The organism is Streptomyces sp. NPDC020489, assembly GCF_044386545.1.
Lineage (GTDB): Bacteria > Actinomycetota > Actinomycetes > Streptomycetales > Streptomycetaceae > Streptomyces.
Genome location: NZ_JBIRUZ010000005.1, coordinates 569182 through 590922, shown reverse-complemented (window position 1 = coordinate 590922; position 21741 = coordinate 569182). Strand labels below are relative to the sequence as shown.

Below are 21741 nucleotides of genomic sequence, written 5' to 3'. Positions count from 1 at the left end.
GGACGTGTGCCCGTCAGATCGTGATGACCAGCTTGCCTCGCGGATGGCCCCGCTCCAGGTGCCGTACCGCGTCGGCCGCCTCGGCCAGGGGGTACGCACGGTCGACGACGGGGGCGATCGCGCCGGACTCGACGAGCGTCTTCAGGGTGAGCAGGTCCCGGTGCCGGGTGGTCGCGAACAGCGGTCGGATGCGCTGGCCCACGAAGGCGGAGAGCACCAGAGCGCGGACCCACCGGTCCAGTCCGCCGAGCACGGGTCCGGCGTCCTCGCCGCCCACGAGGACGGCGGTCCCGCGGGGCGCGAGAACGCGGCGCAGTCGGGACAAGGAGCGGTTTCCGGCGGCGTCGAGGACGACGTCGTAGCGCACCGGGCGGGCGGTGATGTCCTCCCGCGTGTAGTCGATCGCGTGGGCCGCGCCGAGCGAGCAGACCAACTCGACCCCGGTGGGGCCGCACACGCCGGTGACCTCGGCGCCGTAGTGCGCCGCGAGCTGGACGGCGTACGTCCCCACCCCTCCCGACGCGCCGATGACCAGCACCCTCTGCCCGGGGCGCGGGCGCGCCACGTCGAGGCACTGGAGGGCGGTGACGCCGGAGACGGGCAGGGCGGCGGCCTGCTCGAAGGTGAGGCTCGCGGGCTTCGGGGCCAGTTGTTCGGCCTTGCCGCACGCGTACTCGGCGAAGGAGCCGTCGCACTGGCCGAACACCTCGTCGCCGGGCTTGAAGCCGGTCACCTCAGCTCCCACCGCCGCGACCCGTCCGGCGGCGTCCCAGCCGCGCACGGTGTGGGCGGGCCGACGTAATCCGAGCTGCGGGCTGAGCCGCGCGATGTAGGGCCGTCCGGTCATCAGATGCCAGACGCTCGGGTCGACCCCGGCGGCCCGCACCTCGACGAGGACCTCGTCGCCGCGCGGGACCGGAGGGTCGATGTCCCGCAGGCGCAGGGTGTCGGTGGAGCCGTAGGCGTGCTGGACGATGGCCTTCACAGGGGCCCTCCTTGACCGCCGGATGGTCGCGATTCCCTCGGATCGTCGCGGGGAACCGTGTCCTCGGCCAGTGTTCGGGGGTGGAGTGGGCCAGGAGTCGAGGCGCGGGCGGACGCGATGCGCAGGCATTCCGGTCGGGCCGTCCAGGTGGGGGAGGGGCGGTCGCGGTGCGGGGGCTCGACCTGGCTCGTCAGGGACGTCTTGGGCTGGCCCCCGCGTCACGAAGTGCCGTGGCCGCGGGAGCCGTTGGGGCGGAGCTACCCGCCGCTGCGCACTACCGCTGCGCGCTGCCGCGTCGGCGTACGGCGAAGGCGATCGCTCCGGCGGCCAGCAGCGCCGCCGCCGCGATGCCGATCCACGCGCCCGTGGACATGCCGCTGTCGTCGTCCTGCTCGTCGTCCTGCTCGCTGTCCGCGGCCTGCGGGGCGGCGGAGTCGCCGCTCTGCGTGGCGGTCGGCGTCGGGGTCGGGCTCTGTGACGGGCTGGGGGTGGGGCTGACGGTCGTCGCGCCCGGTGCGGCCGGCTCGAGTTCGAGGACCGGGGCCTCGTTCCCATGGCCGTGTCCGTGCCCGTCGTCCGACTCGCCCAGCTCGATCCAGCGGTCGACCTTGCCGTCGCCGTAGGTCTGGAGCGTCTTGAACGCCAGCTCCTTCGCGTCGGGCAGCTGCCGTACGACGACGGAGTGTTCGGCGTCCGCGCCGGTCTTCAGGGCCGGGCCCTTGACGGTGTAGCCGTCGTTCGTGGCGGCGAACTTCCAGCCGTCCGGGCCGTCTTCGTACGTCACGTCGGACGGGCTGATGCCCTTGGGCAGGATCACCCGGAGCTGGGTGATGCCGGCGGTGGCGGACTCCGACTCGGCGGTGAAGGTGAGTTGGACGTTCTCGGCGAGGGCTTGTGCGGTGTCGGCCTCGACCTCGACATGCGCGATGGCCGGAACGGCGGTGAGCAGGACGGCGGTTGCCGCGGCCGCCGTTGCGACGGCGAGGCGGTTGAGGGTGCGGGACATGGGTGTCTCCAGGCAGGGGGTGCCGGGGCAGCTGTCACGAGCTTCCCGGGGGATGCCGGGGCGGCCGTCACGAGCCTCGCGGCAAGTGGCCGGGGCAGGGCGTAACGGACGTCCGGGCGTGGTCAGTTGACGAGGGCTAGCCGGGAGAGGGGAGGGCCGCGCCGTGTCACCGCATGGGCGAGTACCAGGCCGACGACCTTCGCGCGACCGGCGTCCATCGGCACACGGACCGGCGCTGCGAGCCGTACGGGCGTCCATGGTCGCGTGAACAGCTCGCGCGCGGCGGCGACATGGGCGCGCGCCGTGTCGAGCACGACGTCGGCCAGGTCACGGACGAGCGTCCAGCAGGCGGCGTCGGCGCGGTGCAGCACCACGGCGACGAGCGCGGCCGCCAGCGCGTGGGTCGCGGTCATGGCGAGCGAGTCGTAGGAGTGGGTGGAGGCGCCGCCCCGCAGCTGTCGGCCGTGGTGATGGGCGGGCGGTCGCACGTGGGCGCCCAGCGTCAGCCACAGGTGCAGTCCGGACTGGCCCGCGACGCTGCAGACCACGACCGTGCCGACGTGGCGGGGGCGACGTGCACCCACCAGTCCCAGGGCGAAGAGCCCGGCGGCCACCGCCGACCCCTGTCTCCAGGGCACGGCACCCACGGCGGCCAGATGGTGGGCGCTCACCCCCAGCACCGCGCCGACGACGGCGAACACCGCGGCCCGCAGGACGGGCAGGGGCGCTGAGCGGTCGGTGGGGGGCCGGTGCATGACCTGCTCATCTTGGGCCATGGGGCGCCTGGTGCGCAGGTCGGTCGGGGAAAGTGGCGCACGGCGCGGCGGGGGACCGCGCCGGTGCAGCGCGGGGCGCCACCGGTGAGTTCATCCGGTGGCGCCCCTGGGCGGGTTCAGGACAGGCGGTGCACGCGCTGGGTGGTGAGCTCGTAACGGGCGCCGACCACGGCCAGTTCACCGGTGGCGACCTTCGCGGCGAGGTCCGGTTCCGCCGCTATCCGGGAGCGGATGGCCCGGACGTTGGCGTCGATGGTGGCGTCGACGCGGGCCGCGCCCTCCTTGGTGCGGTCGATGTTGGGGCGTATCTGGTCGGCCAGGTACTGGATGTGGGCCGGCAGCTCGGCGCCGGAGGCGTCGGTCTCGACGGCCGCCTTCACGGCGCCGCAGGACTGGTGTCCGAGGACCACCACCAGCGGGATGGCGAGTTCGAGCACCCCGTAGGCGACACTGCCGAGCACCGCCTCGTCCAGTACCTCGCCCCCGCTGCGCACGGTCATCAGGTCGCCGAGGCCCTGGTCGAAGACGAGCTCCGGGGGGACCCGGGAGTCGATGCAGCCGAGGACGAGGGCGAAGGGGTGCTGAGCCGTCGTCAGGCTCTGGCGCACGGCCGGTGACTCGTCCGGGTGCCGCTCCCGGAAGGTGCGCCAGCGCAGGTTGCCCGCCGCCAGTTCGCGCAGGGCCTCGTCCGGGGTGCCGGGGCGAGGACGGCCCGCGGCGGGGGCCGCGGAGGCGGGGCTGGAGCCGAGGGAGAGGCCGGCGCCGATGGCCGCGGCACCGGTGAGCCCGGCGCGCAGCAGTGTGCGGCGCCCGGCTCTGTCGGAGGTGTCTTGAGAGTTCACGGGGACGAACGTATGACCGAGTCCGACGAGGGGGACTCTCGTTGCCGAACCATGGTGAAGTGAGGTGCAAACCTTGCGAGTTGATGAACGGTTCTTGGTCTTCTCCAGTCCGTTCCTTGATCGACCTTGCACGACCGGTCGCTCGGTTGTCTCCCGGTCTCGTCGTGAAATCTGAAATGGCGTGATTTCCCGTCCGGTCGGCCTCGACGACATCCAGGTCCGCACCCCCGGCGCGGTGAATCAGGCGATGTCATGGCGGACTTGTGGAGTTTTTGTCCGGCCTTGAACGGGGGTTGCGGTGGCAACTTCCGTAAAGTAATCAGGTGAATCATGAAATTGTTCAGCCGTGACACCTCGGTCCGTCGCGTGGAGCGCACCGACACGCCCCAGCGCTCCACGACGTCACCGGCCGCCGGTACCGCGCTCCTGCCGGACCCGGCGCTGGCGCCCCTGACCGGCGAATGGGTCATCGACCCCGCCCACAGCAGGATCGGGTTCTCGGTCCGGCACGCGATGGTGACCACGGTCCGCGGATCCTTCGCGGAGTACCAGAGCCGGCTGTACTTCGACGGCCGCGATCCCTCCCGTTCGCAGGCGGAGATCGTGCTGTCGACGGGCAGCGTCGACACCGGCGTGGAACAACGCGACGCTCACCTCGTGGGCCGGGACTTCCTCGACGCCCGGAACTACCCGCGGATGCGCTTCACGAGCACCGCCGTGGAGATGCTCGGCAACGATGTCTACCGGATGACCGGCGACCTCACCATCAAGGCCGTCACCCGCCCCGTGGTCCTGGACCTGACGTACATCGGCCATGTCACCGACCCCTTCGGCTACCAGCGGGCGGGCTTCGACGGCACCACCACGATCAACCGCTGCGAATGGGGTCTGGCCTACAACTCCAGACTGGCCGAGGGCGGCGCCATGGTGAGCGAGAAGGTCCGCCTCCAGCTCGACATCGCGGCGATCCGTACGGCACCCATCGGCTGACGCGCCGCGGCCACCTGGGTCGAAGGGCGGCGCGCGGACGACTGCCGGCCGCGTACGCCGGGCCCCGCGTGCCGTCTCCTCCGCAGGCAGCACGGCGTCCTCCTCCTTGAGGAGGACAGCGGCGCCGCGGCTCGTGCAGCGTCACCAACGCGAAGTGGCAGCACCCGCACGATGCCCCGGCACCCCCCGAACGGACAGGCTGGTGATCCACCCCGAACCAGACCTGGAGATCCGTTTCTCGTGGCTACCTTCCTGTACCGGACGGGCCGTACCGCCTTTCGAAGGCGCTGGCTCGTGGCGCTGCTGTGGGCCCTGCTCCTCGGCGCCGTCGGTCTCGGCGCCGCCAAGGCACCCGCCGCCTCCGACGACGGCACGTCGTTCATGCCGGGCATCGAGGCGCAGCGGGCGTTCGACCTGATCGGGGAGCGCTTTCCCGGCTCGGACGCCGACGGCGCGAACGCCCGGGTGGTGTTCGTCGCCCCCGACGGGGACAAGGTGACCGCGGGCCGCCACCGCGCCGCCATCGACACCTTCGTGGCGCGGGCGGCCCACGCGCCTGAGGTCGCGCGCGCCGCGAGTCCGTTCACCGCCGGCGCGGTGAGCAAGGACGGCTCCACCGCCTACGCCACGGTGGACTACAAGGTGCAGGCCGCGGATCTCACCGACGCCGACAAGGCGGCGCTGGAGAAGGCCGTCAGTGCCGCCCGCGGCTCAGGACTCACCGTCGAGGTCGGCGGCACAGCGCTGGCCACCCAGCCCGCGGCGGGCGGCGCCGCCGAGGGCATCGGGATCGCCCTCGCGGCCGTCGTCCTGCTCATCACCTTCGGGTCCCTGGCGGCGGCCGGGCTGCCGCTGCTGACCGCCGTCGTCGGTGTCGGCGTCAGCATGGCCGCCATCCTGGCCCTCGGCAGCACCTTCGGTCTCTCCCTGACCACCGGCACGCTCGCCACGATGCTCGGCCTCGCCGTCGGGATCGACTACGCCCTCTTCGTGGTCTCCCGCTACCGCGAGGAGCGGGAGCGCGGGCACGACCCCGCCGAGGCGGCGGGCCTCGCCGTCGGCACGGCCGGCTCCGCCGTGGTGTTCGCCGGACTCACGGTCGTCATCGCGCTGGCCGGGCTGACCGTGGTCGGCGTGCCGATGCTGGCCAAGATGGGGCTGTGTGCCGCGGGCGCCGTCGTCGTCGCCGTACTGGTCGCGCTCACCCTGGTCCCCGCGCTGCTGGGGATGTGGCCCGAGGCCGTACTGTCCCGCCGTACGCGCAAGAAGGGCCCCACGAGCGAAGCGGCCGACAACGCCGGCTCGCGGTGGGCGCGGTTCGTGCTGCGGCGCCCGGTGGCCGTGCTGGTGACGGGGGTCCTGGGCCTCGGAGTGCTGGCACTGCCCGCCGCACAGTTGGAGCTGGGGATGCCCGGCGCCGAGTCCAAGCCCGTCTCGTCGACGGAGCGGCGTGCCTACGACGCGCTCGCGGACGGTTTCGGCGCGGGCTTCAACGGGCCGCTGACGATCGTGGTGGACGTCCGGGGCGTCGCGGAGCGCGAGGCGGCCGTGCGCGGGGTCGCTGAGTCGATCGGCACGACCCGCGGCGTGGTGACCGTCTCCCCGGCCCGGTTCAACCCGGCCGGTGACACCGCACTGCTGTCGGCGGTGCCGGCCACGGGTCCCAGCGACGAGCGGACCAAGGACCTCGTCCAGGCGATCCGCGCGGAACGCCCCGGCCTGGAGCGGACCACCGGCGCCACCTTCGAGGTCACGGGCAGCACCGCGATGAACATCGACGTCGCGCAGGCGCTGAAGGACGCGCTCGTGCCCTACCTGACCGTCATCGTCGTGCTGGCCCTGATCCTGCTGCTCGTGGTCTTCCGGTCCGTGCTCGTGCCCGTCAAGGCGGCGCTGGGGTTCCTGCTGTCGGTCCTGGCCTCGCTCGGCGCGGTGGTGGCGGTCTTCCAGTGGGGCTGGGGCGCGCACCTGCTCGGCGTGGAGCAGTCCGGCCCGATCATGAGCCTGATGCCGATCTTCCTGGTCGGCATCGTGTTCGGCCTGGCCATGGACTACGAGGTGTTCCTGGTTTCACGGATGCGGGAGGCCCACGTGCACGGGGAGCGGCCCGGCGAGGCGGTCGTCAGCGGCTTCCGGCACAGTGCCCGGGTGGTCGTCGCCGCGGCGGTGATCATGATGGCGGTGTTCTCCGGGTTCATCAGCGCCCAGGAGGCGATGATCAAGACCATCGGCTTCGGGCTCGCCGTGGCGGTGCTGTTCGACGCCTTCGTCGTCCGCATGGCGCTGGTCCCGGCGGTGCTGGCCCTGCTCGGGGACAAGGCCTGGCGGCTGCCCGCCCGCCTCGACCGGCTGCTGCCCCGCGTCGACGTCGAGGGCACGGGACTCGCGGCACCCTCGGTGCCGGAGGCCGGGGAGGCGCTGACCAGGGAACCCGCCCGTACCTGACGGTGTCGTCGTACGAGGGGGCGCGGCGCCGGGCACACCACGGCGCCGCGACCCGCGGTGTGTGAGCATGACTTTCCTCGGACTCGGACCCATTCCCGGAGCGTGATGAGCAACAGCTGGCAGCGGCGGGCGGCGACCCGTCCCCAAGCCGTCGAGGCCACCAAGCTGGCACTGCTGGTCGCCGTCACCGTCGCCGGTGTCCTCCTGACCCGGTCGGCGATGTCCGAGGCGCCGCCTCTGTGGCCCGGCCTCGCGCTCGCCGCCGTCGCCTGCGCCGCCCTGCCCTGGCGCCGCGGGCACCCGCTGCCCGTCCTCGCCACGACCACGCTGTGCGCCATGGCCCAGGGCGCCCTCGGCTATCTCCTGACCGCCGGACTGCTCGGTCCGCTGCTGCTCGCGCAGTACTCCACCAGCGCGCGGCTCCCCCGCCGCACCGGCTGGAACAGCGCGCTGACGGCAGCCGCCGGTCTGGTCGTCGTCGGACTGCTCGTCCCCTCCCTGCACGACTCACCCATCCTCGGGATCGTCAACCCGGTGGCCATCGTGCTGCTGTCGGCGGCCCTCGGCGCCTACGTCCGGGTCCGTCGCCAGTACGCCGTCGCCCGCGCCGAGCACGCCGTGCGCGAGCGCGAGGAGGAGGCCCGGCACCGGGTGATCCAGGAACGCATGCGCATCGCACGGGAGTTGCACGACGTGGTCGCCCATCACCTGACCCTGGCCGATGCCCAGGCCGGCACCGCGGCCCACCTCGCCCGCACCCACCCGGACCAGGCCCTGGAGATCATCGCCGCCCTGCCGGACGCCACCGCCGCCGCACTGCGCGAACTCAAGGCCACCGTAGGGCTGTTGCGTCAGGACAACGACACCTCCGAGCTCACCCCCGCGCCGGGACTGGAGCAGCTGCCCGACCTGGTCGACGCCTGCTCGCTGACCGGCCTGGAGGTGACGGTCGCCGTCGAGGGGGAGCGGCGCGCGCTGCCGCCCGTGCTCGATCTGACGGCCTACCGGATCGTCCAGGAGGCCCTCACCAACGTCACCAAGCACGCCGCGACCCGCACCGCCCAGGTCCGGCTCGCCTACACCCCCCACCACCTGACCCTGACCGTCGCCAACGCCGCGGCGCCGCACGGCCCGTCGGCCTCCCCGGCGCCCGGAGGCGGCTTCGGGCTGCTCGGCATGCGCGAGCGTGCCGCGGCCGTGGGCGGCACCCTCCATGCCGGCCGCCGTCCGCACGGCGGCTTCGAGGTCGCCTGCACCCTGCCGCTGCACAGCGACGCCCCTCTGCCGCCCGACCCCCACGAGAGCCCCGCGCCATGACCATCCGTGTTCTGCTCGCCGACGACCAGGCCCTGCTCCGGGCCACCTTCCGTATCCTCATCGAGTCCGCCGAGGACCTGACCGTCGTGGCGGAGGCCGCTGACGGCCGGGAAGCCGTCGAGCTGGCCGCCGAGCACCGGCCCGACGTGGTCCTCATGGACATCCGGATGCCGAACCTCGACGGGGTGGCCGCCACCGCGGCCATCTCCGCACGGCCGGAGCTGGCGGGCACCCACATCCTCATCCTGACCACGTTCGAGAACGACGAGAACGTCGCCAAGGCGCTGCGCGCCGGTGCCGGCGGCTTTCTCGGCAAGGGCGTCCGGCCCGAGGAACTGCTGGCGAGCATCCGCACGGTGGCGGCCGGCGACTCCCTTCTGTCGCCCGCCGCGACCCGGGCCCTGATCACCCGCTTTCTCGCCACCCCCGACACCGACGGCTTCCTCGCCCTCCCCGAGGCCGTCAAGGCCCTGACCGACCGCGAGCGAGAGGTGACCGCGCTGGCAGCCCACGGCAGGTCCAACGCCGAGATCGCCGAGCAGCTGGTGCTGAGCCCGCTGACGGTCCGCAGCCACATCCAGCGGGCCATGACGAAAGTGAACGCCCGTGACCGCGCCCAACTCGTCGTCGTCGCCTACCAGAGCGGTCTGGTGAAGCCGCGTCCCATGGGGTGAGTCGGCGACTTGGGCGCCCGAGGGGCGTGTGCGGCCCCTTGTGTGGTCCCGTGTATGCGACCCCGTCCGTGCGGCCGGTGTCAGTGCCAGCCGAAGCGGCGGTCCACCACGGCGGAGAACTCCTCCAGCGTCAGCACCGCGTCCCCGTTCTGGTCGGCGGCGTCGAACAGCGCGGAGGAGGCGTCGGCGTCCCCCAGGCCCCAGAACGGCAGCGCCCCCGACGCGGCGAGGGTGGGCCCCTTCGTCCGCAGGGCGCTGATGACCTCCATCCGGGTCAGCGTCCCGTTCCGGTCCAGGTCCAGGGCTTCGAACAGGATCCGGGCCTTGTCGCTCATGGGGCAGTCCTCATTCTCTCCACCGGAGGGTGGGCTGACGGACGGGCAGCTCACCGTCAGCTCACGGAGGGGCTGCTGACCGTCAGCTCACCGGAAGGTCAGCTCACCGGAGGGTCAGGGCCCTCCTTCCACTCCCTCGTCATCACGCCTCCGTACCGGCTCCCGGTTCCCCGGCGCGGCGAGGGCGGTGCGCGTCTCCAGCGCGTGCAGGACCGCCACCATGTCCTCCCCGCCGTGGCCCTGGTCCACCGTCTCGCCGAAGAGGGTGTGGCAGACGTCCAGGAGCGGGGAGGCGATGTCGGCCTTGCGGGCCGCCTCGGCGATGAGCAGGTTGTTCTTGAGCACGTCCGCGGCGGCCGCCTGGGCGCCGAAGTCACGGGCCAGCAGCTTGGGCGCCTTCATCCGGGACACGGCACTGGCCATCGGGCCCGCGTCCAGGACGTCCCGGAGCAGCCCCTGGTCGAGTCCGTGCCGGTCCGCGAAGTGGAACGCCTCGGTGAGGCCGGTGACCTGGGTGATCAGGAACAGGTTCACCGAGAACTTCATCAGCAGCGCGCCGGGCACGGCACCGCACGCGAACGTCTGCCGGCACAGGGGTGCCAGCACCGGCCGTACCGTCGCCACGGCGTCCTCGTCGCCCGCCAGCATGCCCACCAGCTCGCCGCGCTCGGCGGGGGCGCGGGAGCCGGAGACGGGTGCCTCCACATAGCGGCCGCCCGCGGCCCGGATGTCGTCCTCCAGAGCGCTGGAGTACTCGGCGGAGGTCGTCCCCATGTGGACCACGACCTGTCCGGCGACCCGCGCGGCGAAGTCCGGGGTGCCGCGTCCGAGGACCGCGTCCATGGCGGCCTCGTCGGCCAGCATCAGGATCACGGTCCCGGCCCGCTCGAAGACCTCGGCCGCGCTCGCCGCGACCTCCGCCCCCGCGGCGCGCAGCGGTTCACAGCGGCCGGGCGTGCGGTTCCACACGATGAGCGGGGTCCCGGCGCGGACGAGGTTGAGCGCCATGGGCCGGCCCATGAGCCCCAGGCCGATGAATCCGACGTACACGATGTGCCGCCTCTCCGGCTCACCTCGCAGCCGAGCCGCCCGTACCGGTTATGACAGGCGTCATAGTAGCCGTCGTTATGACAGCGGTCATAGGGTGGTGTCGCACCGCTCGACGAACGGGAGACCGAGGAATGTCCGAACGAGGGCCGCGCGAGCGGATGGTCTTCAGCGCGGCCCAGCTCATCCGCCGCGACGGGGTCTCCGCCACCGGTATGCGGGATGTCGCCGCACATGCCGGAGCGCCGCGCGGATCGCTCCAGCACTACTTCCCGGGCGGCAAGGAGCAGCTGGTCAACGAGGCGGTCGGCTGGGCGGGCCGGTACGCGGGCAAGCGCGTGGCCCGCTTCCTCGCCGCACTCGAGAAACCGACGCCCAGCGGACTGTTCGCCGCGATGGTGCGGCAGTGGACCGACGAGTACGAGACCAGCGGCTTCGACGGCGGATGCCCGGTGGCCGCCGCCGTCGTCGACTGCGCGGAGTCCACCGCCTCCACGAGGGAAGCCGCCTCGGCCGCGTTCGCCGCCTGGCGGGAGCCGGTGGCGCGGGCCCTGGCCGACATGGGCGTACCCGAGGGGCGGACCGCCGCACTCGCCACGCTGATGATCAGCACCTTGGAGGGTGCCCTCCTGATGGCCCGAGCCGAGCGGGACGTCCGCCCCCTGACGACCGTGGCACGGGAACTCGGCCCCCTTCTCGACGCGGCGGCGAGGACCGACTGAACGGCGGGCCACGGAGGTGCCACGCCGGTTGCCGGAGCGGACGACGCGCCACGGTCACCGCCCGCGCCGCCAACGCCACCGCGAGGCTCGAACTGCCCGGCGCGTCCGGCCGGTTCGGCGCTGCGCGGTGCAGGCCGCCCCAGAAGACCCGGTTCGGCAGGGGCACTTCGGCGCACCCGGGCGGCTCGGGCGCGTCACCGACTTCGGTGCGGACCCGGTCGCATCAGGTCCAGGTCAGCGCCCCAGTCGTCCAGCACCGCCCCGAGCCCGGCCTGCCGGGCCGCCGCCTCGACGCGGGCGAACAGACTCCGCTGTGCCGGCACGTCGCCGGTGCGGCAGATGTCGTCCACGGCCCGCAGAAGCGGGCCGGTGTCCCAGCCGGGCAGGGGGTACCGGGCCAATTCCCACTCCAGGTACCTATTGTAGGGACGGGGGCGGCGATCCAGGGCGAAGAGGATTTCCAGCAGGAACCGCACGCTGTCGGCGGCGTCGAGACGGGCGGCGAGAGCGTGTCCGTCGCGGGCGTTCTTGACCGACCGGTAGAGGGAGTTGGCGTAGGCGTCGAGGTGGCCCGCGGCCTCCCGGACCGCCTCCTCGGCGTCCAGGTGGGCCGCGGCGGCCAGGATGCGGGGGATGACTCCGGCCGATCGGTCCAGCACGGTCCGGGCACGGGCGAGGGCATAGCGCTCGAACCCGTGCAGGGCGGTGGCGCGGAACTCCGCGAGCGGGAGGACGACGAGGTCGAGCTCGGCGCTGCGATGGCCGTGGAAGCGGGCCAGCTCCGTGCGCGCGGTGTCGGCGAGGACGACGTACAGGTCGTGGTCGGAGTGCCCGGTGACCATGTCCTGGTGCGCTCGCGAGCCCTTGAGGACCAGGCCGACGACGGCGGGGTCGGCGGTGGCGCGGGCGACGAAGGCGTCGTACGTGAGCGGTGGGCGTGCGGTCATCGGCGGTCCCTCTTCCGGTGGCTGACGGCATGGCAGCGACGGGCGGCCCGTGCAGGGGGCGCCCGTGTCGTCCGCGGCGGCACGAGGCCACCGCTCGGAAGATCAACGCACAGCCGGACGATAGGCCCTGACCGGCCCCGGCCGCACCGGAATTCGCCTCCACGCAACGGAGCGGAGTGGTATCGATCCGAACGAGCACTCGTATGTCACCGACAAGTGGGGGGTGGCCTACCGCTCATGGAGATTTCAGGCGTCATCAGTGCGATCGTGATCGGCATCGTGATCGGTGTGCTCGGCCGGCTCGTCATACCCGGCCGTCAGCGCATCGGTGTCCTGTGGACGATCGTGATCGGCATCGTCGCCGCGTTCATAGGAACCGGCATCGCCGCTGGCCTCGACGTCGCCGACACCGACGGCGTCGACTGGGTCGAGTGGCTCATCCAGATCGCTCTCGCCGCAATCGGCGTGGTGGCGATCAGCAAGGTGAAACCGCGCCGTTGACGGCGCAGGGCGAAGGGCCGCACCCGTCCGGGGTGCGGCCCTTCGCCGTGACGGCGATCGAGGGCCCGACGCCGATCTGCCCGGTGCCGGTGCCGGTGCCGGTTCTGGTCCCGGTGTCCGCGGAGGGGCGCGGGTGAGGCCGGTGAACTCGCCGCCGGTGCAGGGGCATGAGCGCGACCTCGGCGGCGGTGGCGGTCCGTCGGTCCTTGGGGGCGACTGGTGTCCTACGACCACGGTCGCGACCTCCGCCGTGACCTGCCGCCCTGCGACCGCGATCACCGTCCCGACGGCGACCGGGCCGGCGGTCACGCGCTGCACGCCGTGCACGGGCAGTTCCGCTGGTACGGGGACCCAGTTGCCGAGATCCGTCGCCCCCGGGGACGCCACTCGGGCCCGCCCTGGTGACCCCCTGCTCCACGTCCCCGCGGCGCCGTCAAGCGCGGTCGCTTCCGTCGAGCCGAGGGTCGACGTGGATCTTCGGGCCCGGGCCCGCGCTGGACGGGCGCTGTCCGGCGAGTACCGGGCCGACCTCGTCGAGTCCCACGGTCGCGGCGACGAGCGGGGCGGGGTCCACCGTCCGCTCGGCGTAGGCCCGGATCGTCGCGTCCAGGCCGGGGGAGGCAGAGAGGATGCCGACCGCCGTGACGTCCTTGAGCAGGAGTGTGCGGTGGTCGAGCCGAGCGGGTTCGCCGGCCAGGCCGATGTACACGACGCGGCCGGCCGGTTCGACCAACTCCAGGGCCCTGTTGGGCAGATGGGGCGCGGTAGAGGCGTCCACGACCGAGTCGAACGGCAGGTCCGGCAGCGTGTCCTCGGTCCAGGTGTGCGCGAACCCCAGGCCGCGGGCGAAGGCGAGGGAGGTCTCGGTGACGCCCATCAGGTGCACCTCGGCACCGGCGGCCCGCAGGAACATCGCGACCAGCAGCCCGATCGTCCCCGGGCCCAGCACCAGGGCGCGGTCGCCGGGCCCCGGTGCGGCGGCCCGCGCCGCGCGCAGGGCGTTACCGCCCGGCTCCACCAGCGCCCCGAGCACGGCGTCGACGGAGTCCGGAAGGGTGTGCAACGAGGAGGCGGGTACGGCGAGTTGCTCAGCCAGTGCCCCGGCCCGGCCCCCGCGGATGCCGACCTCCTGCCGCTTCTCGCAGACATGTCCGCGCCCTCGCAGACAGCGGCGGCAGCTGCCGCAGCCGAGCATGGTGTCTCCCATGACCCGCCGTCCGAGCAGGCCGGGGTCCGCGCCGGCGCCGACGGCGGCAACCCGCCCGGCCCACTCGTGGCCCAGCCGCATCGGGTAGGCGGAGTGCCCCTGGTGGAGGTAGGCCATCTCACCGGTGAAGAACTCCACGTCGGTGCCGCACACCCCGACCCGCTCGACGTCGACGACGACCTCGCCGGGACCGGCCATCGGCGCCGGGAGCTCCTGGACCTCGTACGTGCCGGGGCCGGTCAGGACGAACGCGCGCATGAGGTGCACGGGCTGTCTCCAAGGGGGCGGCGTGTCGGCTGCTCGGTGGCGGGGGAGTCGGGAAACACCAGCAGGGCAAGGCAGTTGACGCCGGCCTCGTCCTGCTGGTCATCGACGCCGTACCCCCGCTCCCGCGTCGCGGCGAGTTGACGGGCGCCGCACACAGCCGCCTGTCGGCCTGTCGGCCCGTCGTGCGTCTGCGTAGGCTTCATCGCGTTCCGAACAGTAGACCGCCGTACCGACTGGTGGAAGGGGCCCTGGGTGAGCCTCCGCAGCGCGCAGTGGTACGAGGGTCAGGACCGCAACGCCTACATCCACCGCGCCTGGATGCGCCGGGGCGTGCCCGGTGACGCCTTCACCGGGCGGCCGCAGATCGCCATCGCCAACACCGCCTCCGATCTGACCCCCTGCAACGCCCACCTCGACGAGGTCGCCGCCTCCGTCCGCAACGGCGTCTACGAGGCGGGCGGCATCCCGCTGGACCTGCCCGTGGTGTCGCTCGGCGGGACCAACGTACGGCCCACCGCGATGCTCTGGCGCAACATGGCCGCGATGGCCACCGAGGAGATGCTGCGCGCCAACCCCCTTGACGGCGTGGTCCTGTTGGGCGGCTGCGACAAGACGATCCCGTCGCTGCTGATGGCCGCGGCCTCGGTGGATCTGCCCGCGGTCGTCGTGCCCGGCGGGCCCATGCTCAACGGCACGTTCCGGGGCGGCCTGCTGGGCTGTGGCACCGGGGTGTGGCAGTTGTCGGAGGAGGTCCGGGCGGGCACCCTCTCGCAGGAGGAGTTCACCCGCTCCGAGTCCTCGATGATCCGCAGCCGCGGCCACTGCAACACCATGGGCACGGCGTCGACGATGGCCCTGGTCGCCGAGGCGCTGGGCACGGTGATCCCAGGGGTCGCGGGCACCCCGGCCCCGGACAGCCGGCTCCTCGAGGCCGCGCACCGCACCGGGCGGCTCGCGGTGGACCTGGTCGCCGCCGACCGGCGGCCGGGGACCTTCCTGACCAAGGCCTCCTTCCACAACGCGATCGTCGCGCTGGCCGCCGTCGGCGGCTCGACCAACGCGGTCGTCCATCTCCTGGCGATCGCGGGCCGGTTGGGCATCGAGTTGTCCCTGGACGACTTCGACCGAATCGGCTCCCGCGTGCCCGTTCTCGTCGACCTCCAGCCCGCGGGCCGCTTCCTCATGGAGGACTTCCATCGTGCCGGCGGTCTCCTCGCCGTCCTGCGCGAGGTCCGCGACCTGCTCGACCCCGAGGCGCTGACGGTGACCGGCACCCCCTTGGTCGACCACCTCGACGGCGCCGCCGTCTGGGACACCGACGTCATCCGCGGCCGGGCCGAGCCGCTCGTCGCCGAGGGCGGGATAGCCGTCCTGCGCGGCAACCTCGCCCCCGACGGCGCCCTCGTCAAGCCCGCCGCGGCCTCCCCGCACCTGCTGCGGCACCGCGGCCGCGCCGTCGTCTTCGACTCCGTCGAGGACTTCCGTGCCCGCGTCGACGACCCCGACCTCGACGTGGACGCCGACTCCGTCCTCGTCCTGCGCGGCTGTGGCCCCAAGGGCTACCCGGGCATGCCCGAGGTTTCCAACATGCCGCTTCCAAGGAAGCTGCTCGAACAGGGGGTGCGCGACATGGTCCGGATCTGCGACGGCCGGATGAGCGGTACGGCGTACGGCACGGTCGTCCTGCACGTGGCCCCCGAAGCCGCCGCCGGCGGTCCCCTGGGGCGGATGCGCACGGGCGACCTCGTCATCCTGGACGTCGAGGCGCGCCGGATCGACGTCGATGTACCGGACGACGAACTCGCGCGCCGCGAGCCCGCCCAGGCCATGCTCGACGGCCTGGCCGCCCCGCGCCGCGGCTGGGAGCGGCTCTACGCCGACCGCGTGCTCCAGGCCGACACCGGAGCCGACCTCGACTTCCTGCTCGGCTCCAGCGGTTCCGACGTCAGCCGCGAGTCGCACTGAGCGCCGCCGCCCTGCTCATGACCGCTGATCACGCGTGAGGCGGCGGGGGCGCAACCCTCGGCGGGGTGCGGCGGCCTCGGTCCGGTGGCCCGTCACAACCCGACGCCCCCGGGCGGGGACTGCGCGCGGAAGGTACGGCGATAGGTGTCCGGGGGCACGCCGACCGTGCGGTGGAAGTGCCGGCGCAGGGTCGTGGCGGTGCCCATGCCGGTGGCCGTCGCGACGGCGTCGACGCCGGCGTCGGTGGTCTCCAGCAACTCCTGGGCGCGGCGGATGCGTTGGGTGAGCAGCCAGCGCAGCGGGGTGGTGCCGGTCGCCGCCTTGAAGTGCCGGGCGAGGTGACGTGAGCTGATCCCCGCCCGGCGGGCCAGGTCCTCCACGGTCAGCGGCTGGTCCAGGCGGTCCAGCGCCCACGGCAGCAGCGCGCCGAGGGGGTGGTCGTCGCGGTCCGGTACCGGGGCGGCGACGAACTGGGCCTGGCCGCCCGCCCGGTGGGGCGGCACCACCAGGCGCCGGGCCACGGCGTTGGCGACGGCCGATCCGTGGTCCAGGCGGACCAGATGCAGACACAGATCCATCGCGGCGGCCTTCCCGGCGGAGGTGAGCACGGTGCCGTTGTCGACGTAGAGCACGTCCGGATCGACCTCGACCCGTGGGTGGCGGGCCGCCAGCACCTCGGTGTGCGCCCAGTGCGTGGTGGCCCGCCGACCGTCCAGCAGTCCGGCCGCGGCCAGCACGAACGCGCCCGTGCACAGGGAGGCCACCCGGGCTCCCGCCTGGTGGGCCGCGCGCACCGCCTCGACCAGTGCGGCGGGCGGTTCCACGTCGACGTCCGCCCAGCCCGGGACGATCACCGTGTCCGCGCGCCGCAGCGCGTCCAGCTCCTCGTCGGGCTCCAGCCGGAACCGGCCCACGCGCACGGCGCCGGAGCCGCACAGGGTGACGTCGTACCAGGGGACGGTGACGCCGACCGGGGCTGCCTCGAACACCTCGTAGGCCATGGAGAGTTCGAAGTGCAGCATTCCGTCGGTGAGGGCGAGCGCGACCGTGGGCATGTCCGAAAGTGTACGGGTCTCGTCGTTTCAGACACTCACCGGTGGGGCCCCGACCTCGACAGGATGGGCCCAGTCGATCAGCGGCAGGTCAGCGAGCTGATCAGTGAGGACAGGGGGAGATCCGATGGGTTCCGGACAGACGGTGACGGTGTACGGCGCGTACGGGCACACCGGGCGCTTTGTCGTGGCGCACCTTCGGGAGCGCGGGTTCGTCCCGGTGGCGTCCGGCCGCGACGCGGGCAAGCTGCGGGAGCTGGCCGCCGACTTCCCAGGCCTCGAGGTCCGGCCGGCCGCGGTCGACGACACGGGCGCGCTGGACGACGCCCTGGCCGGCGCGGACGCCGTGATCAACGCCGCCGGGCCCTTCGCTACCACCGCCGCCCCGGTCATCGAGGCGGCGCTGCGCGCCGGGATCCCGTACGTGGACGTGACGGCCGAGATCGAGGCCAACGTCGACACCTTCACCGCTTTCGCGGAGCGCGCCCGAGCGGCGGGCGCGGTGATCGTCCCCGCGATGGCCTTCTACGGCGGACTCGGCGACCTCCTGGCCACCGCCGCGATGGGGGACTGGGCGGCGGCCGACGAAGCGCACATCGCCTACGGGCTGAGCGGTTGGCACCCCACCGCCGGGACCCGCGCCGCGGGCGAGGTCTCTCACGGCCGACGGGGCGGACGGCGCGTCCAGCACACCGGGGGCCGGCTGGAGTACCACGACGAGCCGCCGAGGGTCCTGAAGTGGCACTTCCCGGAGCCGATGGGCATCAGGGACGTCATGGCGGAGTTCACCATGGCCGACGTCGTCACCATCCCCAGCCACCTGGCCGTCCCCGAGGTCAGCACCCACATGGCGGTGGAGGCGGCCCGGGAACTCGCCGCGCCGGACACCCCGGCACCGGCCGCCGCCGACGACCAAGGACGCTCCGACCAGACGTTCGTCGTCGACGCCGTCGTACGTTCCGGCGGCACCGAACGGCGGGCCGTGGCCCGCGGCCGGGACATCTACGCCGTCACCGCACCCCTCGCGGTCGAGGCGGTCCACCGCATCCTCACCGGCCGGACCAGGACGGTCGGGGTCGCCTCCGCGGGCGAGATCTTCGACGCGGCCGACTTCCTGCACGCCCTGTCCGACCATCTGTCGGTCGAACTGCACCAGTAGCGACAGGGCGGACCGGCCCGCTCCCCGCAGACGTCCTCCACGGTCCGCTCGCCCGCCGTCGGCCTCCACCCGCTGGCGGCGCATCCGAGAGAACACGGTCACCGGCGCACCACGGCACGGGCCGTCCGTCGGCGTGGCCACCTGCACGGGTCGGCTCAACAGGCCCTGCGCGGAGCGGAGTCGACCGAGACCCGTGCCGGACGCGGCCCCAGGCGGTAGTGACCGCTCAGGGCAGCACCTTCACCTGCACCTCCGCGATCCGCCCCTGCTCGTCGAAGCCCACCTCCACCGCGTTGCCGCCGCCGAGGTCCGCCACGATCCGGTCCTCCTCGACGTGCTGGGTCACTCCGTGGTGGTCGAAGTAGCCGCCGACGACATGCCGGGCCGAGTACCCGACCAGCCCCGCACCGGTGAGCAGGGTGCGCGGCAGGGTGACCGGGTCCGGGCCGGGGCGCGGGACGCGGTTGTCGTCGGGCAGGAAGTAGACCTGGGTGGCCGGGCCGGCCGGGACGCCGATGTATCCGGGGGCCTCGGCGACGCCCATGCCCGTGAAGGCGAGCATCTCGGCCGCCCGGCGTGGATCGTCGAACCCGGCCAACGGCACGATCTCCTCGGCGAGTTCGGTGATCCCGTGCACGCGCCCGTACCGTCGGACGGCGCCGCCCAGCGCCACCACCTCGGTGCCTCGCAGACCCGGGTTGGCCCAGCCCCACATCCAGGACTGCTGCTCCATGTCGTACGTGCCCAGCACCGCCACCCGCAGCTCCAGATCCCCCTGCCGGTAGGTGCAGGAGGGCAGGTCGGCGCTCCAGGGCCCCTCGGGCAGGAACGCGCCCAGCGCCTCCAGCTGGGCCGCTCCCCAGGCGGCATGCCGTTCGGTCTCCAGGAGGAACGCGTCGCTGAAATGGCTCACCATGTCCCCGACCCTATGAGGCCCGCGCGATCACAGCTCGGGCAGGGTGGGTCGGCCGAGCCTGTCACCGCAACGGGGTCTTGCCCCCACGCACGGGATCTCGCACGCTCGACACGCTGCCTCGTTTGCTTTCGTTCCCTGCGTTCCCTGCGTTCCCTGCGTTCCCTGCGTTCCCTGCGTTCCTGCGTCGAGGAGGCCCCGTGCCCGCTGAAGCCGACATCCTGGCGCCGCCGCGCCGAGTGGTCGAACAGGTCGCCCGTTGGGACGCGTTCGTCGAAGCAGAGGTACCAGCGAAGGAAGACGGCGCCAACCTCCTCGTCGCCACCTGGAACCTGCGCGCCTTCTCCGACCTCACCAAGGCCTGGACCACCCCGCAAGACGCCTCCCCGAAGCGGAACTTCACCGACCTCCACCTCATCGCCTCGGTGATCCGCAGGTTCGACGTGGTCGCGGTGCAGGAGGTGCGCGGCAATCTGCGCGCCCTGCGCCACATGCTGAAAGTCCTCGGCGAGGACTGGGCGTTCGTCCTCACGGATGTGACGCGCGGCGGGGCGGGCAACGGCGAGCGGCTGGCGTTCCTGTTCGACACGCGCCGGGTGAAGCCGTCGGGTCTGGCCTGCGAGCTGGTGGTGCCCATCGAGGAGGAGGCGGGCGTGCCCGAGGGCGCGTTGCGGCGCCAGTTCGCGCGTACGCCCTACGCGGTCAGCTTCTTCTCCCAGGGGCAGACGTTCATCCTGGTCACCCTGCACGTCCTGTTCGGCGACCGGGCCGCGGACCGGGTGCCGGAACTGCGGGCGATCGCACAGTGGTTGGCGAGCTGGGCGGAGCGGGAGTTCGGCTGGGACCACAACCTCGTCGCGCTGGGCGACTTCAACATCGACCGCGCCGGGGACCCGCTGTTCCAGGCCTTCACCTCCACCGGTCTGGTTCCCGCGCCGTTCCTGGACGGTCTGCCGCGCACGATCTTCGACGACCCGGGCGCCGAGCACTTCTACGACCAGATCGCCTGGTTCACCAAGGGGCAGCAGCGCCGGCCGGTCCTGACGCTGGAGGCCAGGACCGGAGGTCACCTCGACTTCGTGTCCGAGCTGCGGGGCGATCGGACGCTCAACGAGCTGTCCTGGCACCTCTCGGACCACTACCCGCTGTGGGTGGAGTTCGGGATCCCGGCGCCCTGACCTGCACAAGTACGCCTTCAACAACCTATTTACGCAGCCAGAAGCCCGACCGCTCCAGCCACAGGGACAGCAGGCCGGCGTCCCCGAACACCTCCAGTGGGGGGTCGGCCGGGGTGCGGCGGCCGTAGAGCAGCAGGACGAGGTCGGTGAGCGGGGCCCGTACCGCCACCGCGGCCTTCGCGTGGGTGTGGCTCCAGGTGACGGGTACGCCGGTGAGGTCCACCAGCCACTCGGCGTGGGGCGCGTCGGTGGCGTGCAGATGGAGCGTGCGGCCGGGCCCGGTCAGGGGCGGGGCCTCGGGGCCGGCGGCCTCCAGGACCCGGGGCAGCGCGCCGAACCCCATCCACTCGTCCAGGGCGTCCCGGGCCAGTTCCTCGCGTACGGCGAAGGGGGCGCCCGTGACCTGGGCGGCGTCGGCGGCGTGCAGGGTCGTCTCGTGGGTCATGCGCCGGGCCCAGAACCCCGCGGCACCGCTCGGCGCGACGGTCCACACCGGTGCCTCGGGACCGGCCTCGCGCAGGGCGCCGACCAGCTCCGCGGACCCCTCGGCGAGCCAGGCGTCCAGGTCGGCGGCGGACTCGGGGCCGGGCGAGAAGACGTCGTCGACCATGTCGTGGGGGACGGGTCCGGTGGCCCGGGTGGCGACGATCCGTGCCGCCCACCGGTGGGTCCCGCCGACGTGCCGGGCGAGCTGGGTCAGGCTCCAGCCGGGGCAGCTCGGCACGGCGGTCGCCGCCGGCCCCGCCTCGGCGGTCCTGACGGCGGTGCGCAACTCCTCGGTACGGATGGCGATTTCGGTGCAGTACGTGTCATGCGTGACATCACTCACCGGGCCACCGTAAGCCGGACCCGGCCGCCGCTCAACGCGGAGGGGACCCGCGCGTCGACGGGAAGGCCGCCCGCCGACCCCGCGCCCGGTGTGTCCGGGGGCACGCCCCGCCGGGGGACGGGGTCCGACCGGCGGACCCTAGTGCCAGTCGCTGATCCGGACGTCGTCGGGAGCCGGCCTGCCGCGGCCGGTCTCGACGTACTCCTTCAGGCTCATCAGGAAGATCGCCCACTTCGTGCTGCAGTGGTGCATGAACTCCACCGGTTCGCGCCAGCCTTCGTGCCTGAACAGGACGATGGTGTAGTCGTCGTGTCGGCTGAGCTGCCAGTCGATCTCGGTGCCGATCCACTCCGCGGGGCCGTCCGTGACGCGCCACCGCACATGACCGGCGGGGTCGAGGGCGAGGATCTCCATGTCGAAGCCGCCGATGTCACCGAAGCGGAACGCCAGACGGCCGCCGACCTCGCTCTTGCCGGTGGTGTCGGTGGTCCACCAGCCGGCGACGCCCTCGGGTGTCGCCAGCGCCCGGTAGACCTCGTCCAGCGGCGCGACGGCGCCGACGCGATGCAGGATGTCGACCATCT

21 protein-coding genes are annotated in these 21741 nt (G+C 73.0%); 9 read left to right on the top strand and 12 right to left on the bottom strand.

What is annotated here, in order from left to right; translation table 11 throughout:
- Positions 1-13: 13 nt before the first annotated feature.
- The 4 genes from ACH41F_RS16610 to ACH41F_RS16595 form a co-directional block, all read right to left on the bottom strand.
- Entirely contained in the window at positions 14-985 is a 972-nt protein-coding gene (locus ACH41F_RS16610) for a zinc-binding dehydrogenase (RefSeq protein ID WP_391230741.1), read from the bottom strand.
- A 274-nt stretch (positions 986-1259) separates the two neighbouring features.
- A complete protein-coding gene (locus ACH41F_RS16605) occupies positions 1260-1991 on the bottom strand; it encodes a DUF1775 domain-containing protein (RefSeq protein ID WP_391230742.1) in 732 nt (243 codons plus the stop codon).
- A 122-nt stretch (positions 1992-2113) separates the two neighbouring features.
- Positions 2114-2746, bottom strand: a complete 633-nt coding sequence (locus ACH41F_RS16600) for a hypothetical protein (RefSeq protein ID WP_398836192.1) — start codon at positions 2744-2746, stop codon at positions 2114-2116.
- A gap of 137 nt (positions 2747-2883) precedes the next feature.
- Positions 2884-3609, bottom strand: coding sequence for a carbonic anhydrase (locus ACH41F_RS16595; protein ID WP_398836189.1), 726 nt, complete (start codon positions 3607-3609; stop codon positions 2884-2886).
- A gap of 330 nt (positions 3610-3939) precedes the next feature.
- Between ACH41F_RS16595 and ACH41F_RS16590 the strand changes: the two genes are divergently transcribed.
- From ACH41F_RS16590 to ACH41F_RS16575, 4 genes are all read left to right on the top strand, one after another.
- Positions 3940-4599, top strand: coding sequence for a YceI family protein (locus ACH41F_RS16590; RefSeq protein ID WP_391230745.1), 660 nt, complete (start codon positions 3940-3942; stop codon positions 4597-4599).
- A gap of 240 nt (positions 4600-4839) precedes the next feature.
- Positions 4840-7044: an MMPL family transporter gene (locus ACH41F_RS16585; RefSeq protein ID WP_398836186.1), complete on the top strand. Its 2205-nt coding sequence runs from the start codon at positions 4840-4842 to the stop codon at positions 7042-7044.
- A gap of 105 nt (positions 7045-7149) precedes the next feature.
- A complete protein-coding gene (locus tag ACH41F_RS16580; RefSeq protein ID WP_391230748.1) occupies positions 7150-8361 on the top strand; it encodes a histidine kinase in 1212 nt (403 codons plus the stop codon).
- Positions 8358-9035, top strand: a complete 678-nt coding sequence (locus tag ACH41F_RS16575; RefSeq protein WP_391230749.1) for a response regulator — start codon at positions 8358-8360, stop codon at positions 9033-9035. Before ACH41F_RS16580 ends, ACH41F_RS16575 begins: the two co-directional genes overlap by 4 nt.
- 80 nt (positions 9036-9115) lie before the next feature.
- Here ACH41F_RS16575 and ACH41F_RS16570 read toward each other — a convergent pair whose 3' ends face one another.
- Both ACH41F_RS16570 and ACH41F_RS16565 read right to left on the bottom strand, forming a co-directional pair.
- A complete protein-coding gene (locus ACH41F_RS16570) occupies positions 9116-9370 on the bottom strand; it encodes an EF-hand domain-containing protein (protein WP_391230750.1) in 255 nt (84 codons plus the stop codon).
- 114 nt (positions 9371-9484) lie between these two features.
- A complete protein-coding gene (locus tag ACH41F_RS16565; RefSeq protein ID WP_391230751.1) occupies positions 9485-10420 on the bottom strand; it encodes an NAD(P)-binding domain-containing protein in 936 nt (311 codons plus the stop codon).
- Positions 10421-10551: 131 nt separating this feature from the next.
- Here ACH41F_RS16565 and ACH41F_RS16560 point away from each other — a divergent pair, with 131 nt between their 5' ends.
- On the top strand, positions 10552-11139 hold the full coding sequence (locus ACH41F_RS16560) for a TetR family transcriptional regulator C-terminal domain-containing protein (protein ID WP_391230752.1): 588 nt from the start codon (positions 10552-10554) through the stop codon (positions 11137-11139).
- Positions 11140-11333: 194 nt separating this feature from the next.
- Here ACH41F_RS16560 and ACH41F_RS16555 read toward each other — a convergent pair whose 3' ends face one another.
- Positions 11334-12086 carry a hypothetical protein gene (locus ACH41F_RS16555; RefSeq protein ID WP_391230753.1) on the bottom strand — a complete coding sequence of 251 codons (753 nt, stop codon included), beginning with the start codon at positions 12084-12086 and terminating at the stop codon, positions 11334-11336.
- 237 nt (positions 12087-12323) lie between these two features.
- On the opposite strand from ACH41F_RS16555, the gene ACH41F_RS16550 reads away from it, so the two are divergent.
- A complete protein-coding gene (locus ACH41F_RS16550) occupies positions 12324-12587 on the top strand; it encodes a GlsB/YeaQ/YmgE family stress response membrane protein (protein ID WP_398836181.1) in 264 nt (87 codons plus the stop codon).
- Positions 12588-13020: 433 nt separating this feature from the next.
- On the opposite strand, the gene ACH41F_RS16545 is transcribed toward ACH41F_RS16550, so the two are convergent.
- A complete protein-coding gene (locus ACH41F_RS16545) occupies positions 13021-14052 on the bottom strand; it encodes an alcohol dehydrogenase catalytic domain-containing protein (protein ID WP_391231523.1) in 1032 nt (343 codons plus the stop codon).
- Positions 14053-14313: 261 nt separating this feature from the next.
- Between ACH41F_RS16545 and ACH41F_RS16540 the strand changes: the two genes are divergently transcribed.
- Entirely contained in the window at positions 14314-16026 is a 1713-nt protein-coding gene (locus ACH41F_RS16540) for a dihydroxy-acid dehydratase (protein WP_398836178.1), read from the top strand.
- Positions 16027-16118: 92 nt separating this feature from the next.
- On the opposite strand, the gene ACH41F_RS16535 is transcribed toward ACH41F_RS16540, so the two are convergent.
- Positions 16119-17081: a helix-turn-helix domain-containing protein gene (locus ACH41F_RS16535; RefSeq protein ID WP_391230756.1), complete on the bottom strand. Its 963-nt coding sequence runs from the start codon at positions 17079-17081 to the stop codon at positions 16119-16121.
- Positions 17082-17205: 124 nt separating this feature from the next.
- On the opposite strand from ACH41F_RS16535, the gene ACH41F_RS16530 reads away from it, so the two are divergent.
- The gene (locus ACH41F_RS16530; RefSeq protein WP_398836176.1) at positions 17206-18237 is read left to right on the top strand and encodes a saccharopine dehydrogenase family protein; all 1032 of its coding nucleotides are present in this window, start codon (positions 17206-17208) and stop codon (positions 18235-18237) included.
- 226 nt (positions 18238-18463) lie between these two features.
- On the opposite strand, the gene ACH41F_RS16525 is transcribed toward ACH41F_RS16530, so the two are convergent.
- Positions 18464-19153, bottom strand: coding sequence for a DUF6882 domain-containing protein (locus ACH41F_RS16525; RefSeq protein WP_398836174.1), 690 nt, complete (start codon positions 19151-19153; stop codon positions 18464-18466).
- Between the two features lie 197 nt (positions 19154-19350).
- On the opposite strand from ACH41F_RS16525, the gene ACH41F_RS16520 reads away from it, so the two are divergent.
- Positions 19351-20328 (top strand): endonuclease/exonuclease/phosphatase family protein, encoded by a 978-nt coding sequence (locus tag ACH41F_RS16520; protein ID WP_391230759.1) that lies wholly within the window; start codon positions 19351-19353, stop codon positions 20326-20328.
- A gap of 25 nt (positions 20329-20353) precedes the next feature.
- Here the strand turns inward: ACH41F_RS16520 and ACH41F_RS16515 are convergent, their stop codons facing one another.
- Complete coding sequence (locus ACH41F_RS16515) at positions 20354-21157, bottom strand: maleylpyruvate isomerase family mycothiol-dependent enzyme (RefSeq protein WP_398836171.1); 804 nt, start codon at positions 21155-21157, stop codon at positions 20354-20356.
- A 138-nt stretch (positions 21158-21295) separates the two neighbouring features.
- Positions 21296-21739, bottom strand: a complete 444-nt coding sequence (locus ACH41F_RS16510) for an SRPBCC domain-containing protein (protein ID WP_391230761.1) — start codon at positions 21737-21739, stop codon at positions 21296-21298.
- Positions 21740-21741 lie beyond the last annotated feature (2 nt).

Coding starts and splice junctions, on each gene's coding strand:
- ACH41F_RS16605 (WP_391230742.1), bottom strand. CDS start 1,991: ATGTCCCGCACCCTCAACCGCCTCGCCGTCGCAACGGCGGCCGCGGCA.
- ACH41F_RS16600 (WP_398836192.1), bottom strand. CDS start 2,746: ATGCACCGGCCCCCCACCGACCGCTCAGCGCCCCTGCCCGTCCTGCGG.
- ACH41F_RS16590 (WP_391230745.1), top strand. CDS start 3,940: ATGAAATTGTTCAGCCGTGACACCTCGGTCCGTCGCGTGGAGCGCACC.
- ACH41F_RS16580 (WP_391230748.1), top strand. CDS start 7,150: ATGAGCAACAGCTGGCAGCGGCGGGCGGCGACCCGTCCCCAAGCCGTC.
- ACH41F_RS16575 (WP_391230749.1), top strand. CDS start 8,358: ATGACCATCCGTGTTCTGCTCGCCGACGACCAGGCCCTGCTCCGGGCC.
- ACH41F_RS16570 (WP_391230750.1), bottom strand. CDS start 9,370: ATGAGCGACAAGGCCCGGATCCTGTTCGAAGCCCTGGACCTGGACCGG.
- ACH41F_RS16560 (WP_391230752.1), top strand. CDS start 10,552: ATGTCCGAACGAGGGCCGCGCGAGCGGATGGTCTTCAGCGCGGCCCAG.
- ACH41F_RS16555 (WP_391230753.1), bottom strand. CDS start 12,086: ATGACCGCACGCCCACCGCTCACGTACGACGCCTTCGTCGCCCGCGCC.
- ACH41F_RS16550 (WP_398836181.1), top strand. CDS start 12,324: ATGGAGATTTCAGGCGTCATCAGTGCGATCGTGATCGGCATCGTGATC.
- ACH41F_RS16545 (WP_391231523.1), bottom strand. CDS start 14,052: ATGCGCGCGTTCGTCCTGACCGGCCCCGGCACGTACGAGGTCCAGGAG.
- ACH41F_RS16535 (WP_391230756.1), bottom strand. CDS start 17,081: ATGCCCACGGTCGCGCTCGCCCTCACCGACGGAATGCTGCACTTCGAA.
- ACH41F_RS16530 (WP_398836176.1), top strand. CDS start 17,206: ATGGGTTCCGGACAGACGGTGACGGTGTACGGCGCGTACGGGCACACC.
- ACH41F_RS16525 (WP_398836174.1), bottom strand. CDS start 19,153: ATGGTGAGCCATTTCAGCGACGCGTTCCTCCTGGAGACCGAACGGCAT.
- ACH41F_RS16510 (WP_391230761.1), bottom strand. CDS start 21,739: ATGGTCGACATCCTGCATCGCGTCGGCGCCGTCGCGCCGCTGGACGAG.